The sequence below is a fragment of the Paenibacillus roseus genome, from assembly GCF_016424485.1.
GTDB lineage: Bacteria > Bacillota > Bacilli > Paenibacillales > Paenibacillaceae > Paenibacillus_D > Paenibacillus_D roseus.
The window spans coordinates 205,170-229,404 of record NZ_JAELUP010000103.1; the positions used below are offsets into that span (position 1 = coordinate 205,170).

Annotated in this window: 22 protein-coding genes; 20 read left to right on the forward strand and 2 right to left on the reverse strand. The window is 51.4% G+C overall.

Going from position 1 to position 24,235, the window contains the following annotated elements:
- The first annotated feature begins 1 nt into the window (after window position 1).
- The 8 genes from aroE (at window position 2) to leuS (ending at window position 7,423) form a co-directional block, all read left to right on the forward strand.
- Window positions 2-877 carry a shikimate dehydrogenase gene (aroE, locus tag JFN88_RS17815; protein ID WP_199020647.1) on the forward strand — a complete coding sequence of 292 codons (876 nt, stop codon included), beginning with the start codon at window positions 2-4 and terminating at the stop codon, window positions 875-877.
- A gap of 82 nt (window positions 878-959) precedes the next feature.
- Window positions 960-1,250 (forward strand): ribosome assembly RNA-binding protein YhbY, encoded by a 291-nt coding sequence (gene yhbY / locus JFN88_RS17820; RefSeq protein WP_199020648.1) that lies wholly within the window; start codon window positions 960-962, stop codon window positions 1,248-1,250.
- Between the two features lie 35 nt (window positions 1,251-1,285).
- Window positions 1,286-1,873, forward strand: a complete 588-nt coding sequence (gene nadD, locus JFN88_RS17825; protein WP_199021292.1) for a nicotinate-nucleotide adenylyltransferase — start codon at window positions 1,286-1,288, stop codon at window positions 1,871-1,873.
- Window positions 1,863-2,450 carry a bis(5'-nucleosyl)-tetraphosphatase (symmetrical) YqeK gene (yqeK, locus tag JFN88_RS17830; protein ID WP_233168013.1) on the forward strand — a complete coding sequence of 196 codons (588 nt, stop codon included), beginning with the start codon at window positions 1,863-1,865 and terminating at the stop codon, window positions 2,448-2,450. Before nadD ends, yqeK begins: the two co-directional genes overlap by 11 nt.
- Before the next feature lie 44 nt (window positions 2,451-2,494).
- Window positions 2,495-2,818 (forward strand): ribosome silencing factor, encoded by a 324-nt coding sequence (gene rsfS, locus JFN88_RS17835; protein ID WP_379168129.1) that lies wholly within the window; start codon window positions 2,495-2,497, stop codon window positions 2,816-2,818.
- Window positions 2,815-3,729 carry a CvfB family protein gene (locus tag JFN88_RS17840; RefSeq protein ID WP_199020650.1) on the forward strand — a complete coding sequence of 305 codons (915 nt, stop codon included), beginning with the start codon at window positions 2,815-2,817 and terminating at the stop codon, window positions 3,727-3,729. Before rsfS ends, JFN88_RS17840 begins: the two co-directional genes overlap by 4 nt.
- A 12-nt stretch (window positions 3,730-3,741) precedes the next feature.
- Window positions 3,742-4,527, forward strand: a complete 786-nt coding sequence (locus JFN88_RS17845) for a class I SAM-dependent DNA methyltransferase (protein WP_199020651.1) — start codon at window positions 3,742-3,744, stop codon at window positions 4,525-4,527.
- A 460-nt stretch (window positions 4,528-4,987) separates the two neighbouring features.
- Window positions 4,988-7,423, forward strand: a complete 2,436-nt coding sequence (gene leuS / locus JFN88_RS17850) for a leucine--tRNA ligase (protein WP_199020652.1) — start codon at window positions 4,988-4,990, stop codon at window positions 7,421-7,423.
- Between the two features lie 137 nt (window positions 7,424-7,560).
- Here the strand turns inward: leuS and comER are convergent, their stop codons facing one another.
- Window positions 7,561-8,400, reverse strand: a complete 840-nt coding sequence (gene comER, locus JFN88_RS17855; protein ID WP_199020653.1) for a late competence protein ComER — start codon at window positions 8,398-8,400, stop codon at window positions 7,561-7,563.
- 207 nt (window positions 8,401-8,607) lie between these two features.
- Here comER and JFN88_RS17860 point away from each other — a divergent pair, with 207 nt between their 5' ends.
- From JFN88_RS17860 to holA, 7 genes are all read left to right on the forward strand, one after another.
- The gene (locus tag JFN88_RS17860; protein ID WP_199020654.1) at window positions 8,608-9,180 is read left to right on the forward strand and encodes a ComEA family DNA-binding protein; all 573 of its coding nucleotides are present in this window, start codon (window positions 8,608-8,610) and stop codon (window positions 9,178-9,180) included.
- Between the two features lie 115 nt (window positions 9,181-9,295).
- On the forward strand, window positions 9,296-10,588 hold the full coding sequence (locus JFN88_RS17865) for a homocysteine synthase (RefSeq protein WP_199020655.1): 1,293 nt from the start codon (window positions 9,296-9,298) through the stop codon (window positions 10,586-10,588).
- A gap of 59 nt (window positions 10,589-10,647) precedes the next feature.
- Window positions 10,648-11,172 (forward strand): deoxycytidylate deaminase, encoded by a 525-nt coding sequence (locus tag JFN88_RS17870; protein WP_199020656.1) that lies wholly within the window; start codon window positions 10,648-10,650, stop codon window positions 11,170-11,172.
- Window positions 11,173-11,343: 171 nt separating this feature from the next.
- A complete protein-coding gene (locus JFN88_RS17875) occupies window positions 11,344-14,016 on the forward strand; it encodes a ComEC/Rec2 family competence protein (RefSeq protein ID WP_199020657.1) in 2,673 nt (890 codons plus the stop codon).
- A gap of 322 nt (window positions 14,017-14,338) precedes the next feature.
- Window positions 14,339-14,887: an RNA polymerase sigma factor gene (locus tag JFN88_RS17880; RefSeq protein WP_199020658.1), complete on the forward strand. Its 549-nt coding sequence runs from the start codon at window positions 14,339-14,341 to the stop codon at window positions 14,885-14,887.
- Window positions 14,884-16,038 carry an anti-sigma factor family protein gene (locus tag JFN88_RS17885; RefSeq protein ID WP_199020659.1) on the forward strand — a complete coding sequence of 385 codons (1,155 nt, stop codon included), beginning with the start codon at window positions 14,884-14,886 and terminating at the stop codon, window positions 16,036-16,038. Before JFN88_RS17880 ends, JFN88_RS17885 begins: the two co-directional genes overlap by 4 nt.
- Window positions 16,039-16,254: 216 nt before the next feature.
- Entirely contained in the window at window positions 16,255-17,271 is a 1,017-nt protein-coding gene (gene holA, locus JFN88_RS17890; RefSeq protein ID WP_199020660.1) for a DNA polymerase III subunit delta, read from the forward strand.
- A gap of 392 nt (window positions 17,272-17,663) precedes the next feature.
- Here holA and rpsT read toward each other — a convergent pair whose 3' ends face one another.
- Window positions 17,664-17,936 carry a 30S ribosomal protein S20 gene (gene rpsT / locus JFN88_RS17895; protein WP_199020661.1) on the reverse strand — a complete coding sequence of 91 codons (273 nt, stop codon included), beginning with the start codon at window positions 17,934-17,936 and terminating at the stop codon, window positions 17,664-17,666.
- Window positions 17,937-18,100: 164 nt separating this feature from the next.
- On the opposite strand from rpsT, the gene gpr reads away from it, so the two are divergent.
- From gpr to hemW, 5 genes are all read left to right on the forward strand, one after another.
- Window positions 18,101-19,102 (forward strand): GPR endopeptidase, encoded by a 1,002-nt coding sequence (gene gpr / locus JFN88_RS17900; protein ID WP_199020662.1) that lies wholly within the window; start codon window positions 18,101-18,103, stop codon window positions 19,100-19,102.
- Between the two features lie 189 nt (window positions 19,103-19,291).
- Window positions 19,292-20,563 (forward strand): stage II sporulation protein P, encoded by a 1,272-nt coding sequence (locus tag JFN88_RS17905; protein ID WP_199020663.1) that lies wholly within the window; start codon window positions 19,292-19,294, stop codon window positions 20,561-20,563.
- A 42-nt stretch (window positions 20,564-20,605) separates the two neighbouring features.
- Window positions 20,606-21,004, forward strand: coding sequence for a hypothetical protein (locus JFN88_RS17910; RefSeq protein WP_199020664.1), 399 nt, complete (start codon window positions 20,606-20,608; stop codon window positions 21,002-21,004).
- Between the two features lie 82 nt (window positions 21,005-21,086).
- Window positions 21,087-22,901, forward strand: coding sequence for a translation elongation factor 4 (gene lepA, locus JFN88_RS17915; protein ID WP_199020665.1), 1,815 nt, complete (start codon window positions 21,087-21,089; stop codon window positions 22,899-22,901).
- A 93-nt stretch (window positions 22,902-22,994) separates the two neighbouring features.
- Entirely contained in the window at window positions 22,995-24,146 is a 1,152-nt protein-coding gene (gene hemW / locus JFN88_RS17920) for a radical SAM family heme chaperone HemW (RefSeq protein ID WP_199020666.1), read from the forward strand.
- Window positions 24,147-24,235: the final 89 nt, after the last annotated feature.

The window sequence follows — 24,235 nt, forward strand, 5'->3', positions numbered from 1 at the left end:
GATGACGGTGCAGCAGGGAAACAAAGTGGACAGCCACACAGTATTGTATGGGGTAATCGGGGACCCGATCCGCCATTCCAAGTCTCCGCTAATGATGAATCGCGCATTTAAGGAGACAGGAATTAACGGCATTTATACAGCTTTTCATATTGTCCCGGATCAGCTTGCAAATTTTATCGGGGGCGTCAGGGCGATGGGGATTCGAGGGGTGAATGTCACGATCCCCCACAAGCTCGATGTGATGCAGCATCTGGATCATATCGATGACAGCGCGCTTGCGATAGGGGCAGTCAATACGATTGTCAATGATAACGGGCGGCTGACAGGCTACAACACCGACGGCATCGGCTATGTCCGTTCCTTGAAGGAGGAAGTCGAGTCTGACCTTGCGGGCAAGCGCGTGCTTATTTTTGGCGCCGGAGGCGCGGCGCGAGGTATCATTTACGGCTTGATTCAGGAGAAGGTTGGACCAATTGCAGTTGCCAACCGGACAGCGGAACGGGCTGTTCAATTGGCAGGTGATTTCAGTAGCCGTGCTGATGTTTATGCGGGTGAGTGGGACAAACTTCCTGAACTTTGTGCGGATGCAGACCTGATTATTAATACAACAAGTGTCGGTATGTATCCTCATACGGATGGCATACCGGCGGAAGCGGCATGGCTGCGGGAAGGAGCCATTGCCAGCGATTTGATCTACAATCCGCTCGAGACCCGCTTCCTTCAAGAAGCGCGAGGGCGTGGTTGTCGAGTTCATGGGGGTCTGGGCATGTTTATTTACCAAGGCGCTTTCGCATTCGAATATTGGACAGGCACGCCCGCTCCGGTATCGGCAATGAGAAGCTGCGTCCTTGAGGCGCTTGGCGGGAGCCAACCCTAGTAGCATTCTAGTAACATTGCAATGCCCGAACGCGCGGGATAAGAATTGAATAAATCGGATAATGAAAGAAGGAAACAACTTCATGCTTACGGGAAAACAAAAGCGCTACTTGCGCTCGCTCGCACATCATTTGCAGCCCATATTTCAGGTCGGAAAAGGCGGCACGAATGACCATTTGATTCGTCACATCGAGGAGGCGATTGAAACGCGCGAGCTGCTCAAAGTATCCGTGCTTAATAATTGCGGAGAAGATCCGAAGGAGATCGGTCCCGAGCTTGCTGCAGGATCAGGCGCTGAACTCGTTCAGGTCATCGGCAAAACGATTGTGCTGTACAAGGAGTCGAAGAAGCACAAGACGATCGAACTTCCATAACTGACTCAGGACAGGGAAAGGAGGAGAAGCCGTTGATTCAGGTTGGTTTGATGGGCGGCACCTTTGACCCGATTCATTACGGCCACTTGCTTGCGGCAGAGTCGGCAAGGGAGGCTTGCAATCTGGACGAAGTGTGGTTCATTCCAGCCGGTAATCCTCCGCTCAAGTCGAATGCTCCCAAGGCGGGCGCGAGGGAGAGGCTGGAGATGGTATACCGGGCAATTGATTTTCAGCCTCATTTTCGTGCGCTTGATATTGAGCTGGATCGGGAGACGATTTCTTATACGATCGATACGATTGCCGAGCTGAAAGTGCTTTATCCGGGCAGGGAATTTTCCTTTATCATCGGAGCGGACAGAGTCAATGATTTGACCAAGTGGCACCGGATTGAAGAGCTGGCTCAGCATGTCACCTTTATTGCACTCGATCGTCCGGGTACGCCTGTACTTGCAGACAGCCTGCCTGATTTTCTGCAAAACAGCATCCGGCGTTGCCAGATGCCGCAGGTGGATTTTTCCTCAACCGATATTCGTCAGCGTGTCCACGATGGACGTTCAATCCGGTTTATGACACCGGACAAGGTGTTCCAATTTATACAAAGGAATGGTCTGTATGGGTCGTAAGGCGTTGGACCTGGAAACACTAATCGCTACGGTACGCGAGCAAATGCCGGAGCGCCGCTGGGTGCATACTCAGGGCGTTATGGGTACGGCAGTCATATTGGCGCGCCGGTTTGGAGCAGACCCGGCGAAGGCCGAGCTTGCCGCGATTTTGCATGATGTGGCCAAGTTTTGGAAAGTGGACAAGATGGAAGCGGCGATCCGCGAGGAAGGCCTCTTCACGGATGTGCTGAACTATGACAAGGAGCTATGGCATGCGCATGCCGGAGCTTATATCTCCAGGCGAGATTATGGGGTTGAGGATGATGAGGTGCTTGGCGCAATCCGCTATCATACCTCAGGCCGCGAAGGGATGACCTTGCTGGAGAAGGTTGTTTGGCTCGCTGACCTGATCGAACCGGGTCGCCAGTTTCCAGGTGTTGACGACATCCGCAGTGTCGCCGAGAACGATCTGGATGAAGCGCTCGTCGCTGGATTTGATACCACACTCGGTTTTTTAATGGAAAAAAAGAAAAAAATATATCCGTTAACGGTGCTGGCACGAAATGATTTGTTGGCAGGAATTAAAAATACGAATTAAATATTTAGGAGGCTGAGCTTTTGACATTAAACCCGGATCAAATTATGCAAATTGCCGCAGAAGCGGCTGATGACAAAAAAGCCGGACGAATCGTGGCCCTGGATTTGAAGGGCATCTCGCTGGTGGCAGATTATTTCGTTATCTGTCAAGGTAATTCGGATACGCAGGTACAGGCAATCACAACCGAAATCCGCAAACGGGTCGAAGAAAAAGGCGGCCGTTTGCGCGGCATCGAAGGCTTTGATTCTGCGCGCTGGGTGCTCGTTGACCTTGGCGATGTAGTTGTCCATGTGTTTCACCGCGATGAGCGGGACTATTACAATATTGAGCGTTTGTGGTCGGATGCGAAGGTTGTGGAGTTCGTATGAGTCTTGTTGCCGGAACGATTGTGAAGTTGAAAGTAGCCAGGGAGGTACCGCCAAACGGCTTCTTTCTGACGGATGGGGAGCAGGACGTACTGCTCCATTACAGTGAAATTATCGGTCAGCGTCCGGAGCCGGGCGATGAGGTTGATGTGTTTTTGTTCTTTGATACGGAGGACCGTCCGGCAGCGACGATGCGTAAGCCGCTGATTATTCTTGGCGAACTGGCCCGGCTTAAAGTAGCGGATATTAATCCGCGCCTGGGCTGTTTCCTGGAGATTGGGCTTGGCCGCCAGCTGTTGCTGCCATTGTCCGAACTGCCGGAGAAACGGGAATATCGTCCGCAGCGCGGAGACGAGGTATTCGTCAAGCTGGCCCATGACAAGAGCGGGCGGTTGGTAGCGAAGGCGGCGATCGAGCCTGACCTTGCGCCATTGGTCTTTCCTGCGCCGGAGTCATGGCGCAATAACTGGGTTGAGGGATGGGTGACCAAGACTCTGCAGATGGGCTCTTTTGTTGTGGTGGACGGCGGAGTTGTCGGGTTTGGCGTCTACGGAATGATTCCGGCAGTCGAGCGGAGCGGGACGCTGAGGCTTGGCGAGCGGGTCAAAGCGCGGATTACCCACATTCGTGAGGACGGCCGCGTCAATCTGTCCATGGCGCCGCGCAAAGAGATTGGACGGGTCGAGGATGCCGATACAATCCTCAACTTCCTCAAGGAGCGTCCGAAGGGAGCGATGCCTTATTCGGACGAGACGCCTGCCGATGTCATCAAGCAGAAATTCGGCATCAGCAAATCGGCCTTCAAGCGTGCGCTCGGCAAACTGATGCGTGACGGCAGGGTGCGTCAGGAAGGCAGTTGGACATATCTGACCGAAGATGCGGCTACCGGACAGGGATCGGATCAGCAGTCATAAGGAGGTCAAGCCATGCGAGCCTATCGACAATTTGCATCTGTCTATGACCGGCTGATGGAGGACATGCCTTACCCGGAATGGCTGAGCTTCGCCCGCCAGTGCTGGGAACGCTACGGGATGCCGAAGTCTGTGGCCGATATCGGCTGCGGTACAGGGAGCATTGCCATTCCGCTGGCACGTTCAGGCTTTGATGTCTATGGCATAGATTTATCGGCTAACATGTTGTCCGTCGCACGCAGTAAGTGGGAGGCGGGACACCAGCCGGCGATTCGCTCGCAGAGCGGCTCGGTGACATTTTTGCAGCAGGATATGCGGGATTGGGAGCTGCCGGAGCAGGTAGACAGCGTGATTTCCTTTTGCGACTGCCTGAACTACCTGACGGAGTCGGAGGATGTGGAGGCAATGTTTGCCGCCACTTTCCGCTCGCTCAAGGATGGGGGCGTATTCCTGTTCGATGTGCATCCGCCGAGCCAACTCAAGCGGTATGCCGTGGAGCAGCCTTTTGTTCTCGATGAGCGGGATATCGCCTACATATGGACGAGTGAGCTTGATGAGCAGCGTTGTGAAATCGAACATCATCTGTCCATTTTCGCAAGAGAAGGGGCAGAGCGCGATTCACTGTTTCAGCGGATTGATGAGGTGCATATTCAGCGTGCCTATGAACCGGCCTGGCTCACCGGGGCGCTGCTGCGCGCCGGGTTTGCCAAGGTGGAGCAGTTTGGTGATTTCCGTCTGGAAGCGCCCGATGCGATGACGGAGCGACTGTTTTTTGCAGCGCTCAAGGAGCCGCGGACTTGACATGTTTCCCATCTGTTTTTAAAATACAGATAATATTAACTATGGCATCGATCAGACAAACTTCGCCGGCAGCGGCAGCTTCGTATGCCGCGACGGATGCTCAAGCTTGTCAGACTTGCGGTAAGGTAAGTAAAGTGAGCACAGACAGAGCATGTCCGTGCAAACTAGGGTGATATTACGGGAATAGCCTCTCGTCCCTAGCTGATGAGCTAAGGATGGGAGGTTTTTTTGAAAATATAAGAATTTATAAGTTTTACATTTATAAATGGCTTATATTTACTACGCGAAACGAAGCTTTGTCCGTCCAGGGACAGCAAAGCCGTTTACGCTTGACGGGTTATATTTTTAAGGGAAATGAAGCTTTTTTTCTTCAATGGACGGCAAAGCCGTCCGACGCAAGCTGTCCTGAATTCCGAACAGCGGCAGCCGTTTTATGCTTGAATCAAGGAGGCAATTAGAAATGAGTGAAGAACGCCAGCAGGGGTATCAGCCCCTTATCATCGAACCGAAATGGCAGCGTTACTGGGATGAGGATAAAACCTTCAAAACGACCGAGGATGCCGGGAAGCCCAAGTTTTACGCTCTGGATATGTTTCCTTATCCGTCCGGAGCAGGCTTGCATGTAGGACACCCGGAAGGCTATACGGCTACCGACATCGTATCGCGCTATAAAAGAATGAGAGGCTATAATGTTCTCCATCCAATGGGATGGGACGCATTTGGATTGCCTGCCGAGCAACATGCGCTTGATACGGGGCAGCATCCGCGTGACATTACGTTCAAGAATATCGATAATTTCCGCCGCCAGATCAAGTCGCTTGGCTTCTCCTATGACTGGGACCGGGAATTCAGCACGACAGATCCTGACTACTACAAGTGGACACAGTGGATTTTCATCCAGCTTTACAACCGCGGCCTCGCGTACGTGGCAGAGGTTCCGGTCAACTGGTGTCCGGCTCTGGGTACCGTACTGGCTAATGAAGAAGTCATTGACGGCCTCAGCGAGCGTGGAGGCCATCCGGTTATCCGCCGTCCGATGCGCCAATGGATGCTGAAAATTACCGCTTATGCAGAGCGCCTGCTTGAGGATTTGGAAGAGCTGGACTGGAGCGAGAGCATTAAGGATATGCAGCGCAACTGGATCGGCAAGTCCAAGGGAGCGGAAGTGACCTTTGCCATTGATGGTCATGACGAATCGCTGGTTGTATTTACGACCCGGCCGGATACGTTATTTGGTTCGACATATTGCGTGCTTGCTCCAGAGCATGAATTGGTTGCCAAGATTACGACCGCCGAGCAGCGTCAGGCTATTGAAGCGTATCAGGAGGCGGCATCGCGCAAGAGCGATCTGGAGCGTACCGACCTGGCCAAGGACAAGACAGGCGTATTTACCGGCGCTTATGCGATCAACCCGGTTAATGGCGCGAAAACGCCGATCTGGATTGCGGATTATGTGCTTGGAGGATACGGCACCGGGGCTATTATGGCGGTGCCTGGACACGATCAGCGCGACTGGGAATTTGCCAAGCAGTTCAATTTGCCGATTATCGAGGTCGTTCAAGGCGGAGATGTGGAGAAAGAAGCGTATTCCGGCGACGGAGCGCACATCAACTCCGGTCTGCTGGACGGTCTGAACAATGAAGAGGCAATTGCCGCAATAATCAGTTGGCTGGAGAAGGAAGGCAAAGGCTCCGGCAAAGTGACTTATCGTCTGCGCGATTGGCTGTTCAGCCGCCAGCGCTATTGGGGCGAGCCGATTCCGATCTTGCATCTGGAAGACGGCACAATGAAGCCGGTGCCGGAGTCAGAGCTGCCGCTCGTACTGCCTGACGTCGATCAGATTACACCATCGGGAACCGGGGAGTCGCCGCTTGCTGTCGTGACGGACTGGGTAGAGACGATTGATCCGGAGACCGGCATGAAGGCGCGCCGCGAGACGAACACCATGCCGCAGTGGGCGGGAAGCTGCTGGTATTACCTGCGCTTTATCGATCCGCACAACCAGGATGAGATTTGTTCCAAGGAGAAGCAGGAAGAGTGGCTGCCGGTTGACCTGTATATCGGGGGAGCCGAGCATGCGGTGCTGCACTTGCTCTATGCCCGTTTCTGGCATAAGGTGCTATACGATATTGGTATCGTGTCGACGAAGGAGCCGTTCCACAAACTTGTTAACCAGGGTATGATCTTGGGAACAAACAATGAGAAAATGAGCAAGTCGCGTGGCAATGTCATCAATCCGGACGAAATTGTAAATGAATATGGCGCGGACACGCTCAGATTGTATGAAATGTTCATGGGGCCGCTGGAAGCAACCAAGCCTTGGAACACGAACGGAGTAGAGGGCTCTTATCGCTTCCTTAGCCGGGTATGGCGTCTGTTCATCGGTGAGGATGGTGCGCTTAACCCGAAAATTGCAGAGGGCGAAGGCAGCGAAGCGTTCAAGCGCGTGTGGCATCGCACGATCAAAAAGGTTACGGATGATTACGACAATCTTCGCTTCAATACGGCAATTAGCCAATTGATGATTTTTGTGAATGAAGCATACAAGAGCGATGAGCTGCCGCGGGCGGCCATGGAGAACTTTGTGCAGTTGCTCTCGCCTGTGGCGCCGCATATTGCAGAAGAGCTGTGGAATAAGCTTGGTCATGAAGGGTCTATCTCTTATGTAAGCTGGCCGCAATACGACGAAGCCTGGACAGTTGACCAGGAGGTTGAAATTGTCGTTCAGGTGAACGGCAAAATCGTCGAGCGCCTATCCGTCGCTGCCGATCTGGATGAGCAGGGCTTGGAGGAAAAAGCGAAAGAATCCGCCAAGGTTCAAGATGCGATCGCGGGCAAAACTATCCGCAAGGTCATTGCCGTGAAAGGCAAGCTTGTTAATATCGTTGTGTCTTAGTAGACTCATTTCGGCCTGTACAGACCGGCTATAGAAAAAGCAGCATACGTCGTAGTTGGCGTACACTGCTTTTTCAAATGGGATGCCGCTGTGCGCGGCGGGCGTGAAACGCTTACGTTTGACGGCTATGCGAGAGGTCAGGGGCCTTTAATCTTTTCTTCATAGAAAGCTGCTGTTACTTTCTCGACATCCTCATTATATTTGGCGTGGGTCGTTCGGACGAGCCGGTTGAACACACCTTCCAGCTCGTTATCGAGCATCTGGAGCGCCTGGGCGGTAATGCCGCCGGGAACGGATACCCTGGATTGCAGTTCCAAAGGTGTGAATCCGCCTTCTGTCAGCAGCTTGCCTGTACCGAGCAGCATATTGCTGGCAAGAACTACGGCTTCACCGTGATTGATGCCGGTTTCTTCTACGGCTGCATCGACAAATTTTTGCAGCAAAAAGGCGAAGAAAGCCGGGCCGCAGCTGGATAAATCGGACACGATGCGGGTGTAGCGTTCCTGGATTCGCAGCGGCTGGCTGATGTAGCCTAGCAGCGTCTCCAGTCTACGGTGATCCTCCTCGCTTGTTCGGCTGCCGTAAATGCACAATGAAGCGCCGCTAAGTGTATAATTTGTAATACTGGGAATGACCTTCGCTACTTTAGAAGGTACATAGTCTTCCAATTGGGCCAGAAGCACTGGACTTGTGATCGAGACGATCATTTGTTCCGGCTGCACGCTGGCCTTTATTTCGTCCAGTACCTTTTTATAATCAAGCGGCTTGATACATAGAAATATAAGATCGCTGTCTGCCGCAGCTTCCAGATTCGAAGCAACAGCCTGCAAGCCCGGATGCCTGGCAGCCAGACTTTCGACCTTTGTGAAGGAGCGGTTGGCTGCCTTGATTTGCCCCGGGAGCAGAGCTTTTGATTGAATAAAGGAATCAATTAGCAGACTGCCCATGCTTCCGGTTCCGATAAATCCGATGTTCATTGTAAATCCCTCCTTTACACGACGCGTTTCATACGCTGCTCTTAATACCTTATGACTGCCTGCTTGGCAGAGATGATCAAATATTTGCAAACTTTTTGTTTAAAGTTGTTTCGTGATTCAATCCAACCAATGACGGCGAGGGATGAAGAGGATGCACAATAAAATGAATACAGCGGTAAAGGCCAAAGCGGCGGCGACCGTATTGTTTTGGCAGCGCTGCTGCTGCTCATTATGGCATTATGGGAAAGGAACGGAGAAGAAAGCGAGCAGTGGCTGCGTCTGGACAATCAGCTGGAGGCCGCTCTTGCAGCATACGATGAACCGCTCTCGAAATCTGGTCCAGGCCTCATTGGCAAAGCGGATGCTGCAACGAATCAGGCAGTTGCAGCATCCGGGCAAGGTCTGGAGAAAGCGAGTGGAGAAGAAGCTGCAAGCACGGAGATCAGTCCTCCAGCAAGTAGCACAGGCGATGCTTCTTCATCTGGCGCCGTGGGAGCCGCCAGTACAACTACTGATAACTCACAGCCAGAGCGTGCCGCGCAATCAGCGCCCGCTGAGCCGCTTGTGGACGCCGAGGGCAGGCTGAACCTGAACAAGGCGCAGGCAGAAGATTTGATTGCGCTTCCCGGTATTGGTCCAGCCAAAGCGCAGGCCATTGTAGATGATCGCAAACGCAATGGCCCATTCCGTTCTGTCGAAGATATTATCAGAGTAAAGGGGATCGGGTCGAAAATGCTGGAAAAAATCAAAAACAGCATTGTCGTCTATCCCGGATTATGAGAAAATAGTACCAGGTTTGCCAGCATGACTTTTTTCACCAGTCGCCGATGAGAGCGTTAAGCGAAAATGATTCCACTATAACTCTATTTCGTTAATTCAAGGAGGCGTACCACTGATGACAGAGGAAAGAAAGCAATCATTTGATACTCTTGCTATCCATGGCGGTCAGGAGATCGACCCTGCCACCATGTCCAGAGCGGTTCCAATTTATCAGACAACTTCTTACGGTTTTCGCGACACCGAGCATGCCGCCAATTTGTTTGCGTTAAAAGAGTTTGGCAATATTTATACTCGTCTGATGAACCCGACTACCGATGTGCTGGAGCAGCGGGTAGCCGCACTGGAAGGCGGCGCGGGAGCGCTCGCTGTTGCTTCCGGTTCTGCAGCTATTACGTATTCCATCCTGAATATTGCTGGAGCCGGGGACGAGATCGTATCCGCAACGAGTATTTATGGCGGTACATACAACCTGTTTTCCACGACATTGCCTAAAATCGGCATCCAGGTAAACTTTGCAGATCCGTCCGACCCGGAAAACTTCCGCAAAGCCATTACGGATAAAACAAAAGCGGTGTTTGTAGAAAGCATTGGAAATCCTAAAGGCGATGTTGCGGATTTGAGAGCGATTGCTGAAATTGCCCATGAGAACGGGGTTCCGCTTATCGTCGACAATACATTCCCGACGCCGTACCTGTGCCGCCCGATTGAGCATGGCGCAGATATTGTCGTCCATTCCGCAACCAAGTTTATGGGTGGGCACGGAACTTCCATCGGCGGTGTTATTGTAGACAGCGGGAAGTTCGACTGGTCGCAAAATGACAAGTTCCCGGGGCTGACCCAGCCTGATCCGAGCTATCATGGCCTTGTTTATACCGAGGCGCTTGGGGCGATCGCATATATTATTAAAGCCCGTGTGCAGTTGCTTCGGGATATGGGCGCGGCATTGTCTCCATTCAATGCGTTCCTTCTGTTGCAGGGCATAGAGACGCTGCATCTGAGAATGGAGCGTCACAGCTCCAACGCCTTGAAAGTAGCCGAATATCTGGAGCAGCATGAAGCGGTTGAATGGGTAAATTATGCCGGACTGCCCAGCCATTCCTCATTTGCGCTCGCGCAAACATATTTGCCGAATGGACAGGGCGCCATTCTGACCTTCGAAATTAAAGGCGGACTGGAAGCAGGCAAGAAGTTGATCAATTCCATTAAGTTGTTCTCTCACCTGGCTAACGTGGGCGATTCCAAGTCCCTGATTATCCATCCGGCAAGCACTACGCATCAGCAACTGGGCGAAGAGGAGCAATTTTCTGCCGGAGTAACGCCGGGACTGATTCGCCTATCGATTGGTACGGAATCCATTGATGATATTATTTATGAGCTCGGGCTGGCGATTGAGGCTAGCCAGGCCTAAGTTCAAGATTTATATGCAGGAATGCTGGCCTGCGGGTAAGGAAAGGAAGTTTAACGATTATGGCAAGCCAAGAAGCTGCGCGCAAAGATTGGGATACGTATTTTATGGACATCGCATATATGGCCTCCACACGGTCACGCTGTCCGAGAAGGCATGTGGGAGCCGTTCTCGTCCAAGGGAAGAACCTGATGGGAACCGCCTATAACGGAGCGCCCTCCGGTTCACCGGATTGCTCGGAGGAAGGCTGCATGATTGTCGAGGAATATGAACTGCAGCACCAGAGCGGGCAGGAGCAGGTCATCAAGAAACAGCGCTGTATCCGCACCATTCACGCGGAGCAGAACCTGTTGCTCTTCACAGATCGCATTCACCGTGAAGGCTCGACTGTATATGTAACGGACCAGCCGTGCTGGACTTGCGCCAATATGCTTGCAAACAGCGGAGTCAAGGAAATTGTTTATCATCGTGCTTATAAAAAGGATAGCGAGAAGGTTGTCCGCCTGATGGAGCAGAAAGGGATTTTGTTTCGCAGTCTCCATCATTATTCTCCGCCGCCGCAGACGGTGATGGACGTTCAAGCCTGATCAACGGACGTTCTTGAAAAATTCAATTTGAATATGGAATTGGGGAAGCACCTCTTTACACATCAATGGATGGGTATGAGAGGTGTTTTTTTGTGCTGCTGTTTGTTCATAGAGGTCAGCTTTGGCTTCCCATATGGGAGTGTAGATGAGCTGGAATGAGGTGAAATGATGATGTCAAAAAGACCCCTGGTATGGTTTGTTGTCTGCTGGGTGGCGGGGAGCGCGGCGGCAGCTTCGCTCACCAGTTCTGCCGTGCTGCTGCTTGGTATTGCCTTGGCTTTTTTTCTGGCTGGGCTGGCACTATTGGGCTATACAGGGCGAAGGCTTGCCTTTATTTGTCTGGCAGCCTTTGCGCTTGCTGTGGGAGAGCGAACGTTTGTGGATATGCGAAACGTGACAGCGCTGGAGGAATTTGCAGGGGAAGCAGTGGAAGCGCGGATAGATGCTTCTTTTACTGCGGGAGCCAAACTGACCGGTACAATTGTTTCTCCGGTTGCGGTGGACGGAGATCGGGCAAGTTTCCACATTTTGGTATCTCTCTTGAATAGAGAGAAGCAGCCTCGGGAAATGAAGGAACGAATGCTGGTACAAGTCAAACTTTTTCAGGAAGAAGAGCGGGAGATTGCGGCAGGATGGAGGCGGGGAGACCAAATAGAGGTTTCGGGGGAGCTTCAGTTGCCTGCGGAAGCGACGAACTTCGGCGGTTTCGATTACAGACGCTATCTGCATTCAAAGCGGATACATTGGCTGTTCAAAGTGCAGGGAGCGCAAGCGATTTCCACCCGGACGACCAGCAACTGGACGCTGCCTGCGATGCTGGGAACAGTCGACCAGGCGAGAGGATGGTTGGCTGAACGACTGGACAGGCTCTATTCGGGCCAACATGCCGGCTATATGAAGGGACTTGTCATCGGGATGAGAGAAGACATGGACCCTGCGCAATTTCAACAGTTTTCCGGACTTGGGATGAGCCATATCCTTGCCATCTCCGGACTTCATGTCGGCGTGTTTCTTTATGGGCTGACTTTGGCGATGCGCCTGTTTAGAATGACGAAAGAGAGCACGATGAATGTGCTGATCGTTGCCGTCCCCATCTATGTGCTGCTTGCCGGAGCGACGCCATCGGTGACGCGAGCGGGGTTAATGGCGGTAATTGGCCTTATAGCAGCCAAGCGCCACATGCTCAAGGACGGTCTGCATATTCTGGCCTTCGCCGGGCTTGCAATGCTTATTGTTGAGCCGTATATGCTGGAGAACGTCAGCTTTCAATTTTCGTTTCTGGTGACCGCAGGACTGATTCTTGGCGTGCCGCGACTACGCAGAGCGCTTCCAGACTGGAAGCGGGGCAGGTGGGTGCTCGATATGACGGCCGTATCGATCGTAGCCGAGTTAATTTCCTTCCCGCTGACGATCTATTACTTCAACACATACAACTTGCTCTCACTGCCCGCCAATCTGTTGCTTGTGCCTGTCATCAGCTCGGTTAGCCTGCCCCTGGGCACAGTATCTCTGCTGTTATCCCTCATCTGGCAACCGCTTGGAGAAGCTGCCGCATGGCTCGCACGGATAACGAATACATTTACGTTCACAACAATTGAATCTCTGGATCAAATTTCGATCACAAAACTTATATGGCCATCTCCATCCATTGGGTGGATGGCTGTCTGGTTTGTGGCGGTACTGGTCGGCATTTATTTGCTGGCGGCAGCAGCATCGTTACGCAGGCAGCTACGGGATGAGCAAGCCGGGCCAAAGGAGCAAGCTGATCATTCAATTGACGGAGCGGCAGTTGATCTGCCTACACAGCCTCTTGGCTTACCCCTCGGCACTGGGAAAGGCACGCTGACAGGTACAGGGTATAGCCGCACTACATTCAGGAATAGGCGCATACAGGCAGCGGCTCTAGCCGTTCTGATCATCGTAATGCTTGTGTATGCTTATAGCCCTGGACGCTGGGACAAAGCAGCTGTCGTGCAATTTTTGGATGTCGGTCAGGGCGATGCCATATTAATTCGTACTCCGCAAAACGCGCATATTTTAGTCGACGGTGGCGGAACTGTGAAATTTCGCAAGAACAGCGAGGAATGGAGAGAGCGAAGAGACCCGTTCGAGGTCGGTCGGAAGGTCGTGGTGCCACTTCTAAAGAAGAGAGGGGTTCAGAAGATCGATCTGCTTGTTATTTCTCATCTGGATACGGATCATATCGGAGGGCTGCAGGCAGTAATCGAAACGATTCCAATCAGAAAAATAGTATGGAACGGGACCATCAAGCCGTCTTCCGACGCCAGGGTGCTGCTGGCGACTGCGCTTGGCAAGGGCATCCCGGTTTACCGGGCTTGCACAGGAATAGAAATGAAGATCGAGCCTCATGCAACGCTGGAAGTACTGTGGCCCAGAACATCGTGCAACTTTAACGACCTTGAGCATATGCCGGTGAAGGAGGCGAAGGATCAGAACGGGAGCAGTGTAGCGCTGTTGCTCAAGCTGTACGGGCGGAGTTTGCTGCTTGCCGGCGATATGGAGGCGGCATCTGAGAAGTTTCTGCTGAATCAACTGCAGGAGGAACAGCAGAACAAGGGACCTGTCGATTTGCTCAAGCTATCCCATCATGGCAGCCGGACATCGACAACGGAGGAATGGCTTCAATATTGGCAACCTGCCGCGGCGTTTATATCCGTAGGTCGCACCAACACTTACGGTCATCCGCATCCGACGGTGACAGAGCGTTTGGACAAGCATGAAGTTCTCACATGGCGCACGGATCAGCATGGGGAAATTCAGATCAAAATTAGGGATAACAGCATGAAATTGCGTACCGGACTTGACGGCAGGCTGTCCAACTAAAGAAGCGCTTTAAAAACAGTTTCTATTGCCTGTTCATCCGCCTTCCCCGTACCATTCTGCATTTCGGAACAGGCCGGTAAGCGTATGTTTGCTTACAACATTTTCATTGAATCATGAGAGGGGATCGACTCTATACGCTTTGCTGTTTTTCTGCTATCCTTAGTGAGGATGCAAGTTCATAACATGCAAGTTTTATAGGGTTGAAGCGCTTTTCATATGCGCTTTTCCGAAAACTTTAAATAAATTTTAAGATTTGCAAGTTAAGCTGCAACATTCATATCAGCCTTTCCGTCTGAAAGGTTGCAAGAGAGGGGGATCCTTCGTGGTAGAGCCTGGTCTCATAAGAGCCGCTCAATCGGGCGATCGCGACGCTCTAATTACTCTATTGCGCGAGATTGAAACTCATGTATATCGAACAGCCTATTATATTGTGAACAATGAGCAGGATGCGATGGATGCCGCTCAGGAGGCACTGATTCGCATTTACACCAAAATTGGCTCTTACGAGGAAAAAGCCCAGTTCAAGACTTGGGTACAGCGAATCGTAACGAATATATGCATTGACAAATTCCGGCGCAGCAAGCCGACGGTATCGATTGACGAGCATGAAATGGTGTTTCAGGAAAAGCAAAATGTCGAGGATGAAGTATTATCCACTTATATAGCAAAGGATATACGTGAAGCCATTGACAAGCTGCCCGAGCATCATCGCGCGGTGGTCGTACTGCGGTATCTGCAGGATTTCTCGTACAATGAAATTGCCGACTCTCTTGATTTGCCATTGAATACAGTGAAGTCTTATTTATTCCGGGCCAGGCAGCAGCTGCAAACGCTACTCCATGATTATCAGAAAGGTGGTGTCCGAGGATGACTTGTCAAGAGGTGATGGACTATATGCAAAGACAGCTGGACGGGGATCTGGATGAACGGGAAACCGAGATTCTGATGAGTCATTTGAAAGATTGTCCGGACTGTGCCGAAATGCAGAAACGCTTGAGCCTACTGTCATCTGAACTGGAGAATTTGCCCAAAGTGGCGCCCCCCTACAGCCTGGTCGATGCGATTATGCCCCGGCTTGAGCAGATTGAGCTTCAGCGTCAGGAGCCGGAGGAGTCTGTGCTGCCGCGCAGAAAGACGCCGGACAGAAGCGGCAGAAGCTGGTTTCAGCGTTATCGTGCGCTAAGCGGTGTCATTGCCGCAGGGCTTGTAGCCGGTATCTTTATGCTGACCTATAACCCTCAGAATTTGCCTACAGCATCGGAGAACAGCAATGCCGCAGGCAACGCAGCAGGAGTTGCCGATAGCAGTTTGCAGTCTAATTCTATAGCTTCGGACACGAATCAAGCTCAAAATGGGGAACAGCAGGAAACCATGGCATCCGATGAGCCGACCAAGAATTTCAATACCGATGCCGCGGAGCAAGGGGCTGGTGTAGAGTCGGCAGAGACCGGCGCATCCGCACCCGCCACTGAACCGCAGGCTCGTTCGTTCAAGGGTGATTCCAATCAGGAATCACTCTCGAAAAAGCAGGTCACCCGAGTGACGGCATCATCTCCCGATGGGGCAGCGTCCAATTCGTCGGGAGGTCATGAGCAGAATTCGAAAGCCGAAAAAGATGGCAATGGATCGCATTCTCCCTCTTATTCCGGACAAATCGGCGGCAGCAAGGATGAGGCATCGAATCGAAATTCGCAGGAAGCCCCTGACATGGGTTTTGTGCCGCCTGAGAATGTTGATGCAGATATCTTCAGCGACCAAAAGGCGTTGGCCGGTATTGCGCAAGTCCAGCAAGCCGTATCCCCTGATAGCCGGTACAGCGCAGTTGTAACGGATCAGAGCGTATCGATTTACAGTACGGACAGCAATGAGCTGTTGTTCAGGGGCGGGGAGAGGGAAGGTGTCATTTCCAATCTTCTCTGGTCTGATGACAATCTGACATTGGGGTATGACGTAAAGGACAGCCACGGCAACGTCTCGCATTATGTGATCCATGTCAAAGATGGAACGGAAGCCAAGCAATAAAAATCGGGTGAGCCTGTTATGCACACATCGTAACACTCCAGCGTATGGTATAGCATCAGGAAGCTTAAACGTTGTGGCCTTGATAATCGTATGACCATTCAACAGGAGAGACCATGGACCTCTTAGTGAATGTTTATATAGATATTCAGGGACAAAGGGATGATGCCGAGTCGGCATCATCCCTTTGTTGCGGTATTCGGGCAAGGAGGAATAGCGATGGATTTGAGGAGTGCAACGAAAGAAATTCGAGGCGGCCAGGTAAGGCCAGTCTATGTTCTGTACGGCAAAGAGCGCTACCGGATGCAAGAGTTTGTAACCTTTTTGACCGATCAGCTCCTGAATGCGGAAGAGAAAGAGCTGGGGATCGTCAAATACGATACCGCTGAAACTTTGATTCAGGAAGCAGTTCTGGAAGCCGAGACATTGCCATTTTTTGCTGCGCGCAAAATTATCCTGATCCGTGATCAGACGCTGCTGGCGGCTGGCAAGGAAAGCAAACTGGAGCATCAGCCGGATCGCTTGCTTGATTACTTGAAAGAGCCTTGCGAGACAAGCACGATTGTTTTTCTTGTGCAGGCGGACAAGCTCGACGAACGGCGCAAACTGGTCAAACGGCTCAAGGAACTGGATGTGCTGCTGATGTTTCAGGAACTGGAAGGCAATGATTTGCTGCGCTGGATGATCAAGCGGGCGCAGACCCAAGGCCGGGAGCTTGACGAGGGTGCTGCGGAACTGATTATGATGCGCTGTGGTCACAACTTGCAACAGATCTCGCAGGAGGTGGACAAGCTCTGTCTGTACGTCGGGGAAGGCGGGAAGATCGGCCGCAATGAAGCGGATACACTGACGATTCCTTCTGTGGAGGAAGATGTATTCGCCCTTGTGGATGCAATGGCCTCGTTCCAGACCAAGAGAGCACTGGAGCTTTACAAGCAACTTCTTCTGCGCAAGGAGGAACCGATTAAAATTGTGGCGCTGATGGCTCGTCAGTTTCGCATTATGCTCCAAATCAAGGAACTGGAGGGCTACCAGTATACGCCGCAGCAGATCGGGTCGAATCTGGGGCTGCATCCTTATGTTGTGAAGCTGGCGGCAGAAAAGGCGCGCCGTTATGAAGCAAGCCGTCTGGCAATCGAGTTGTCCCGTCTTGCGGAGTTGGATTATCATATGAAGACCGGGCAAATTGATAAAGTGCTCGGCGTGGAGCTTTTTTTGCTAAGGATGGGAGCTTGAAGTTTAGAGATGGGGCGCCAGTTAACTAAGACAAGGCCTGCGTGTGAAAGGTTCTTCCGATCGCTGTTGTTCCCGGATTTCATGCATAAATGGCAGTAGATGAGGAAATCCGGGAACAAAGGCGAGTGCTTCGCTTCTCCAGAATCCTTTCACACTCCGGCTACCTGCTTCCGTTTCTTTCATTCAACTTATACCCATAAAACAAGGCCCCTTCTTTTTTATAAAAAAAGTCCTGTACTGATTCTTATCGAATCGATACAGGACTTGTCTGTTCATAGCAGCGTGAGCATTCTTCCCGGAAATACAAGCGGTACAAGCAACGTTATGTTCCTTGTACCGCTTGTATCCCTCACATAAACCTATTTCAATCTGCATGTATGCAGAAGAAGTTCTTATGCTTGAGCCGAAAGAGCGTTAAGCTTTTTCGCCAGACGGGATTTCTTGCGGGCAGCCGCATTTTTATGAATCAGGCCTTTCGTAACGGCTTTGTCCAATTTTTTCGTGGCAACGATCAGAGCGGCTTTAGCTGCTTCTGCGTCAGCGCCAGCGATTGCTTGGTCAGCAGTTTTAACTGCCGTACGAAGTGCAGATTTTTGAGAAGCGTTCAGAGCACGGCGTTTCTCGCTAGTTTTTACACGTTTGATAGCGGATTTAATGTTTGGCATGGCTTTCACCTCCTGTACAGGAAAAAACTATATGTCTACATAACACAACTTAAAACATATTACCATGCGCAATCCCAAAAAGCAATAGTTCCTCTCCCCCTCGCATAAAAGAAACGCACAGGCGCACACTAAAATTAATTTCTTTTATGAGGGGTGCAGTACAGATGAGCGATCTGGATCTAAAGCAGTTTTCCGTCCGCACAGACCTTGCGCTTGAGGCCAAGGAAATTGCTGAGAAGGGGGGCGCGGTCATCCCTGGCGTCTCCGCCACGACATTAGATGATAACGGCATTCGAATTACAACCCTGAGCGTTGATAATGAGCATGGCTCCCAAGCTATCGGGAAAATGATTGGAAATTATGTCACGCTCGAAGTACCCGGATTACGCAAACATGATTCGAGTCTGCAAGACAGGGTTTCAACTCATTTTGCCAAGCAGTTCGAGTTGTTTTTGCAGCGGATCGGCGTTCACCAGAACGCCAAGGCATTAATTGTAGGTCTTGGCAACTGGAACGTGACTCCCGATGCCCTGGGACCGATTGTCGTGGAGAATGTTCTGGTTACGCGTCATTATTTTGAGCTGATGCCAAACGATGTCGCGCCCGGATACCGGCCTGTCAGCGCTGTCTCCCCTGGGGTTCTGGGCATAACCGGCATTGAATCCAGCGATATTATCAAGGGAATCGTCGAACAATCCATGCCCGATTTTATCGTGGCTATAGACGCTCTTGCATCTAAAGCCATCGAAAGGGTAAATACGACCATCCAAATTTCCGATACCGGCATCCATCCAGGTTCAGGAATCGGCAACAAGCGGCGCGGAATTACAGAGGAGATCATGGGGGTTCCTGTAATCGCAATCGGTGTCCCTACCGTTATGTTCGCCTCCACGATCGTCAATAACTGCTTTGAGATGATGCAGAAGCATTTCCAGTCACAGACCTCCAATACCGGGCAAATTCTCGGACTGCTCGATCAAATGGAAGAGAATGAGCGATTGGAGCTCGTAAGAGAAATTTTGTCTCCGATGGGGCATGATCTGCTTGTTACGCCCAAGGAAGTCGATGAATTTATTGAAGACATCGGCAACATCATTGCCAGCGGCCTTAACGCCGCGCTTCATCAGGCTGTCGACAGCACTAACGTTGCGGCTTACACGCATTGACTCTATAGACAACCAGTGCAGCCTCTTGCAAGCCTTTTTCAGCTTGCAGGAGGTTTTTTAAGTTTTTCGCATCCGGCAAGCTCTAGTAATTCTACAACTCTCTTTTTTATAGGCGTGGACAGTTCTATCAGCCTGACTCTACTCATAGGATGATAGTAAAGCGATAGACAAGGCTGGAGGAATGTCCGAATGAAAAGATGGGTCTTAACATTATTTCGTCAGGGAAGCAGTGAACCTATTCGCCAGCTTCTTGTTACGGGTAAAGCATTTGCAGCGCTATCTTTCAGTTCTATGATTTTTTTTATTGCAGCCGGCTTGGGCGGCATGCTTCATCAGCAGGCTTCGACATCGCCGGTGTCCTCGATGAAGGGCTTCGCTTCATCGGTTTCAAGCGGGATGTTCACCGGTATGCTGGGTATGGAAATTCCTGCTTTTGAAGGCCAGAAAAATACGGATGGCGCCTTCTCCGGCACCCAGACCGCTGCTTTCATGTTGCGGATGCTCACAAATGTCAATCCACATGATCCGCGTAGCTTGATTGCCTCAGAGCTTCCGGGACTGGGAGCAGATGACGCGGTTCTGCTTCGTTCCGGAACAGGCAGCAAGACCGATACGGGTCCGAAGGATCGTCAGCCCCTGCCTGCAGCTGATGCAGGCGATGCGGCCAACCAGCAGGGGAACAGCGATGGCAAGTCGAAGACGGGAGAAGCAGGCAAAAGCAATGGGAAAAGCAATTCGGTGAAGCCGCCTGTAGCCGCACAACCGCCCCGCAATAACGGCAAGAAGCAGGATGAGGTCAGCACGCCAGATGCGGGCAGAAAAAAGGTGCTGATTTATCACTCTCATCCGAGAGAATCCTGGTATGCTGTCGGGGACAACAATGCGGATTCCAAGACGGATAATATAACCTTAGTCGGTAAAAGATTGGCCGAGAAGCTAGAGGAGGTTGGGATTGGCGCCCTCCATTCGAATACGGATTATTCAAGTGCGATTAAAAACTATCGTTGGGAGTTATCCTATAAATATTCGAAAGAAACGGTCAAGAGTGCGATGGCCGCCGAGCCGCAGCTGAAATTTTACTTTGATGTTCACCGTGACTCGCAGCGCAGGAAGCATACGACAGCTACGATTAACGGCAAAGACTACGCGCAGTTGTTTTTCATTATCGGTCATCGCAACCCGGATTGGGAGAAGAATGAAGCTTTCGCGACTAAAATTCACAATGCGCTGGAGAAAGAATACCCGGGCATCTCTCGAGGGGTATGGGGGAAAACAGCAGCTACCGGCAACGGAGAATACAACCAGTCCCTTTCAGAACAAAGCGTGCTGATCGAGGTTGGCGGCGTAGACAACACGCTGGAGGAATCGTATCGTACTGTCGATGCGCTGGCGAAGATTGTATCGGAAATTTACTATGGGTCTGAAAAAGTGGAAAAAGTAAACACAAAACCGGCAGCCTGATGATTCAAGCCGAGCTACATGTTAAAGGAGGAAGCGCAGCGGATGAAAAAGAAGCATTCATTTAAATGGGCCATTATCGGGGCCGCTATTGCGATTGTATTGGTGTTTGGCATTGAGACGGCATCCACAGGCATTGAGAATGTATACGGCCCTGTCAAGCAACCTTCTGCTTCCTCTGTGGCAGGACTTGTGCCGGAGTCGAGATATCAGCAGGACGCTGCCCCTGTGTCCAGGCAGCCAATATATGGACCTTACGTGCAGCAGGAAACGTCGAATGCCGGCCGATATGCTCCGATTCAGGAGCGAATGCCCGGCATTTACGGGGAATACAGGGAACCTGCGGTCAACCGCGTAGCTGATCAGACCGCAGGCGTACTGCAGTCTCTGTCGAGCAGCGGAATTCGGTTTGTTGTGTCCTTGTTTGACTCCATTACGAACTAATCTGTCTTGTGGGTCATTGCTGGGCAGTGATTCTACTGATATAATGAATGGATATTGCATTTGATTGGTGTGGGGGTTAAGCATGGCAGACGTTCGTGAGCGACAAAGTAAAATTCGCAACTTTTCAATCATTGCCCATATTGATCATGGGAAATCGACACTGGCTGACCGGATACTGGAGTATACCGGCGCGTTATCGAACCGCGAGATGCAGGATCAGGTCCTTGACCAGATGGATCTGGAGCGCGAGCGTGGAATTACAATTAAACTCCAGGCGGTCAGATTGACATACCGCGCCGACGACGGCGAGGAGTATCTGTTGAATCTGATTGATACGCCGGGGCATGTAGACTTTACGTATGAGGTGTCCAGAAGTTTGGCTGCGTGTGAAGGCGCGCTGCTCGTTGTAGATGCTGCTCAAGGCATTGAAGCGCAGACACTGGCTAATGTATATCTGGCACTCGACAATAATTTGGAGATTCTCCCGGTCATTAACAAGATTGATCTGCCGAGTGCAGACCCGGAGCGTGTCAAGCAGGAGATTGAGGATGTTATCGGCCTTGACGCCAGTGAAGCTGTGCTTGCTTCCGCAAAGGCGGGGATCGGCATCAAGGAAATTCTGGAGCAGGTTGTCAAGCAGGTTCCGTCGCCGCAGGGCGATCCGGACGAGCCGCTTAAAGCGCTTATTTTCGACTCCCACTATGATCCGTACAAGGGCGTTATCGTTTACGTGCGAGTTGTGGACGGCAGTATCAAGGCGGGCAAGAAAATCCGCTTCATGGCTACCGGTGCGGAGTTTGAAGTTATTGAAGTAGGAGCTTTCAAGCCGCGGATGTCGATCATCGATGAGCTGTCGATCGGCGATGTAGGCTTTGTAGTGGCAGGTATCAAGAACGTGAAGGATACCCGAGTGGGGGATACAATAACCGAGGCCAAGCGTCCGGCTCCTGCGCCGCTACCGGGCTATCGTCGCATTAATCCGATGGTATTCTGCGGGCTCTATCCGATTGAGACACAAGATTACAATGACCTGCGCGAGGCGCTGGAAAAGCTGGAGCTTAACGACGCCTCGCTTCGCTATGAGCCGGAGACTTCGTCTGCGCTTGGCTTCGGGTTCCGATGCGGCTTTCTCGGTTTGCTGCATATGGAGATTATCCAGGAGCGGATCGAGCGGGAATTCAATATCCCGCTTATTACAACCGCTCCGAGCGTTATTTACAAAGTTACTCTAACCAATGGACAGACCATTGATATCGATAACCCGTCCAACTATCCGGAGGCCGGGAAGCTGGAGTATGTAGAAGAGCCTTATGTCAAAGCCTCTATTATTGTGCCCAATGACTTTGTCGGGGCCATTATGGAACTATGCCAGGGCAAACGCGGAGAATTCGAGAATATGGAGTATCTGGATACGAATCGGGTCACACTCAAATACCATATTCCGCTTTCCGAGATCGTCTATGATTTCTTCGATCAGTTGAAATCAAGCACGAAAGGCTACGCTTCATTTGATTATGAGGTGTCGGGATACCGCAAGTCCAATCTGGTGAAGATGGACATTATGCTCAACGGCGAGCAGGTTGACGCCTTGTCCGTTATCGTTCACCGCGACCGCGCATATCAGCGCGGGCGGGTCATCTGCGAGAAGATGAAAGAACTCATTCCGCGTCAGATGTTTGAGGTTCCGATACAGGCTTCGATCGGCACGAAGGTTATTGCGCGCGAGACGGTCAAGGCGATGCGCAAAAACGTGCTTGCCAAATGTTACGGCGGTGACATCAGCCGTAAGCGTAAGCTGCTTGAGAAGCAGAAGGAAGGTAAAAAGCGGATGAAGCAGGTCGGCAGCGTCGAAGTTCCTCAGGAAGCCTTCATGGCGGTACTGAAAATTGATGATTAATTCTTTTGGCTGATGAAGCGGAAGGGTAGGAATAGCACGAGGGGAGGGCGCTGCTCTCCCCTCCTTGCGTACCTGAGAGGAGAAAGATAGCTGATGATAACAACTTCGCCGCGAGCGCTATACATTCATATCCCGTTTTGCACAAACAAGTGTTTTTATTGTGATTTCAACTCTTTTGTGCTGAAGGGTCAGCCGGTAGAGGATTACCTTGAAGCACTGGAGCAGGAAATGAAATGGACCGTGGAGCAAATCAAACCACAGATGATCGATACCGTATTTGTCGGCGGGGGCACGCCTACGGTTCTCACACCGCCTCAGATGGAGTTGTTTTTATCTGCGGTCAAAAGACACTTTCCTTTGTCTGAGCAGGTGGAATTTACGATGGAAGCCAATCCGGGCACGACCGATTTGGACAAACTGCAGGTCATGCGTGACGGCGGCGTGAACAGGATCAGCTTTGGCGTGCAGTCCTTTGATAACAAGCTGCTGGAGCGAATCGGGCGAATTCATAATGTCGACGATGTGTATCGCAGCATTGAGAATGCGAGAAGCATAGGCTTCACCAATTTGTCTATTGATCTGATGTTCAATCTGCCTGATCAGACGCTGGAGACACTGGATGAGAGCGTCAGCCGCGCGCTTGCCCTTGAGCTGCCGCATTACTCGCTCTATGGGCTGAAAATTGAGGAAAATACGCTGTTTCATACGTTGTACCAAAGGGACGAGCTGCCCCTTCCTTCCGAAGATGAGGAACTGGAGATGTATTTGCTCATTATGAACCGGCTCAAGAATGCGGGCAGGCATCAATATGAAATCAGCAACTTTGCACTTCCGGGCTACGAGAGCCGCCATAATATGACTTATTGGAGGAATGAGCCGTATTATGGTATGGGTGCGGGAGCGCACGGCTATCATCATGGAGAGCGGCATATTAATATCAAGGGGGTTCAGCCGTATATTGATGCGGCCCGCCAGCAGCTGCCTCGTCTGGAAACGCGGCAAGTGGAGCCTTCCGAGGCAATGGAGGATTTCATGATGGTTGGCCTCAGAATGCTTGATGGAGTGACCGCGGATCGGTTCCATTCCCAGTTTCCCGGCATAGAATTAAGAGATGTTTTTGGAGAAACGATCGACCGTCTGATCGGTAGCGGCCTGCTGCAATATAGCCCTACGGAGAAACGTTATCGCCTTTCGGAAAGGGGGGTACCGCTCGGCAATGAAGTCTTTGGCGCGTTCCTGAGCTGAACCGAATAACCGACGCCTGCTGTGGCAACAGGAGTCCCTTCAAATTTATTCAAAACAAGTATTGAATGTTCATTCTCTATGATGTATAT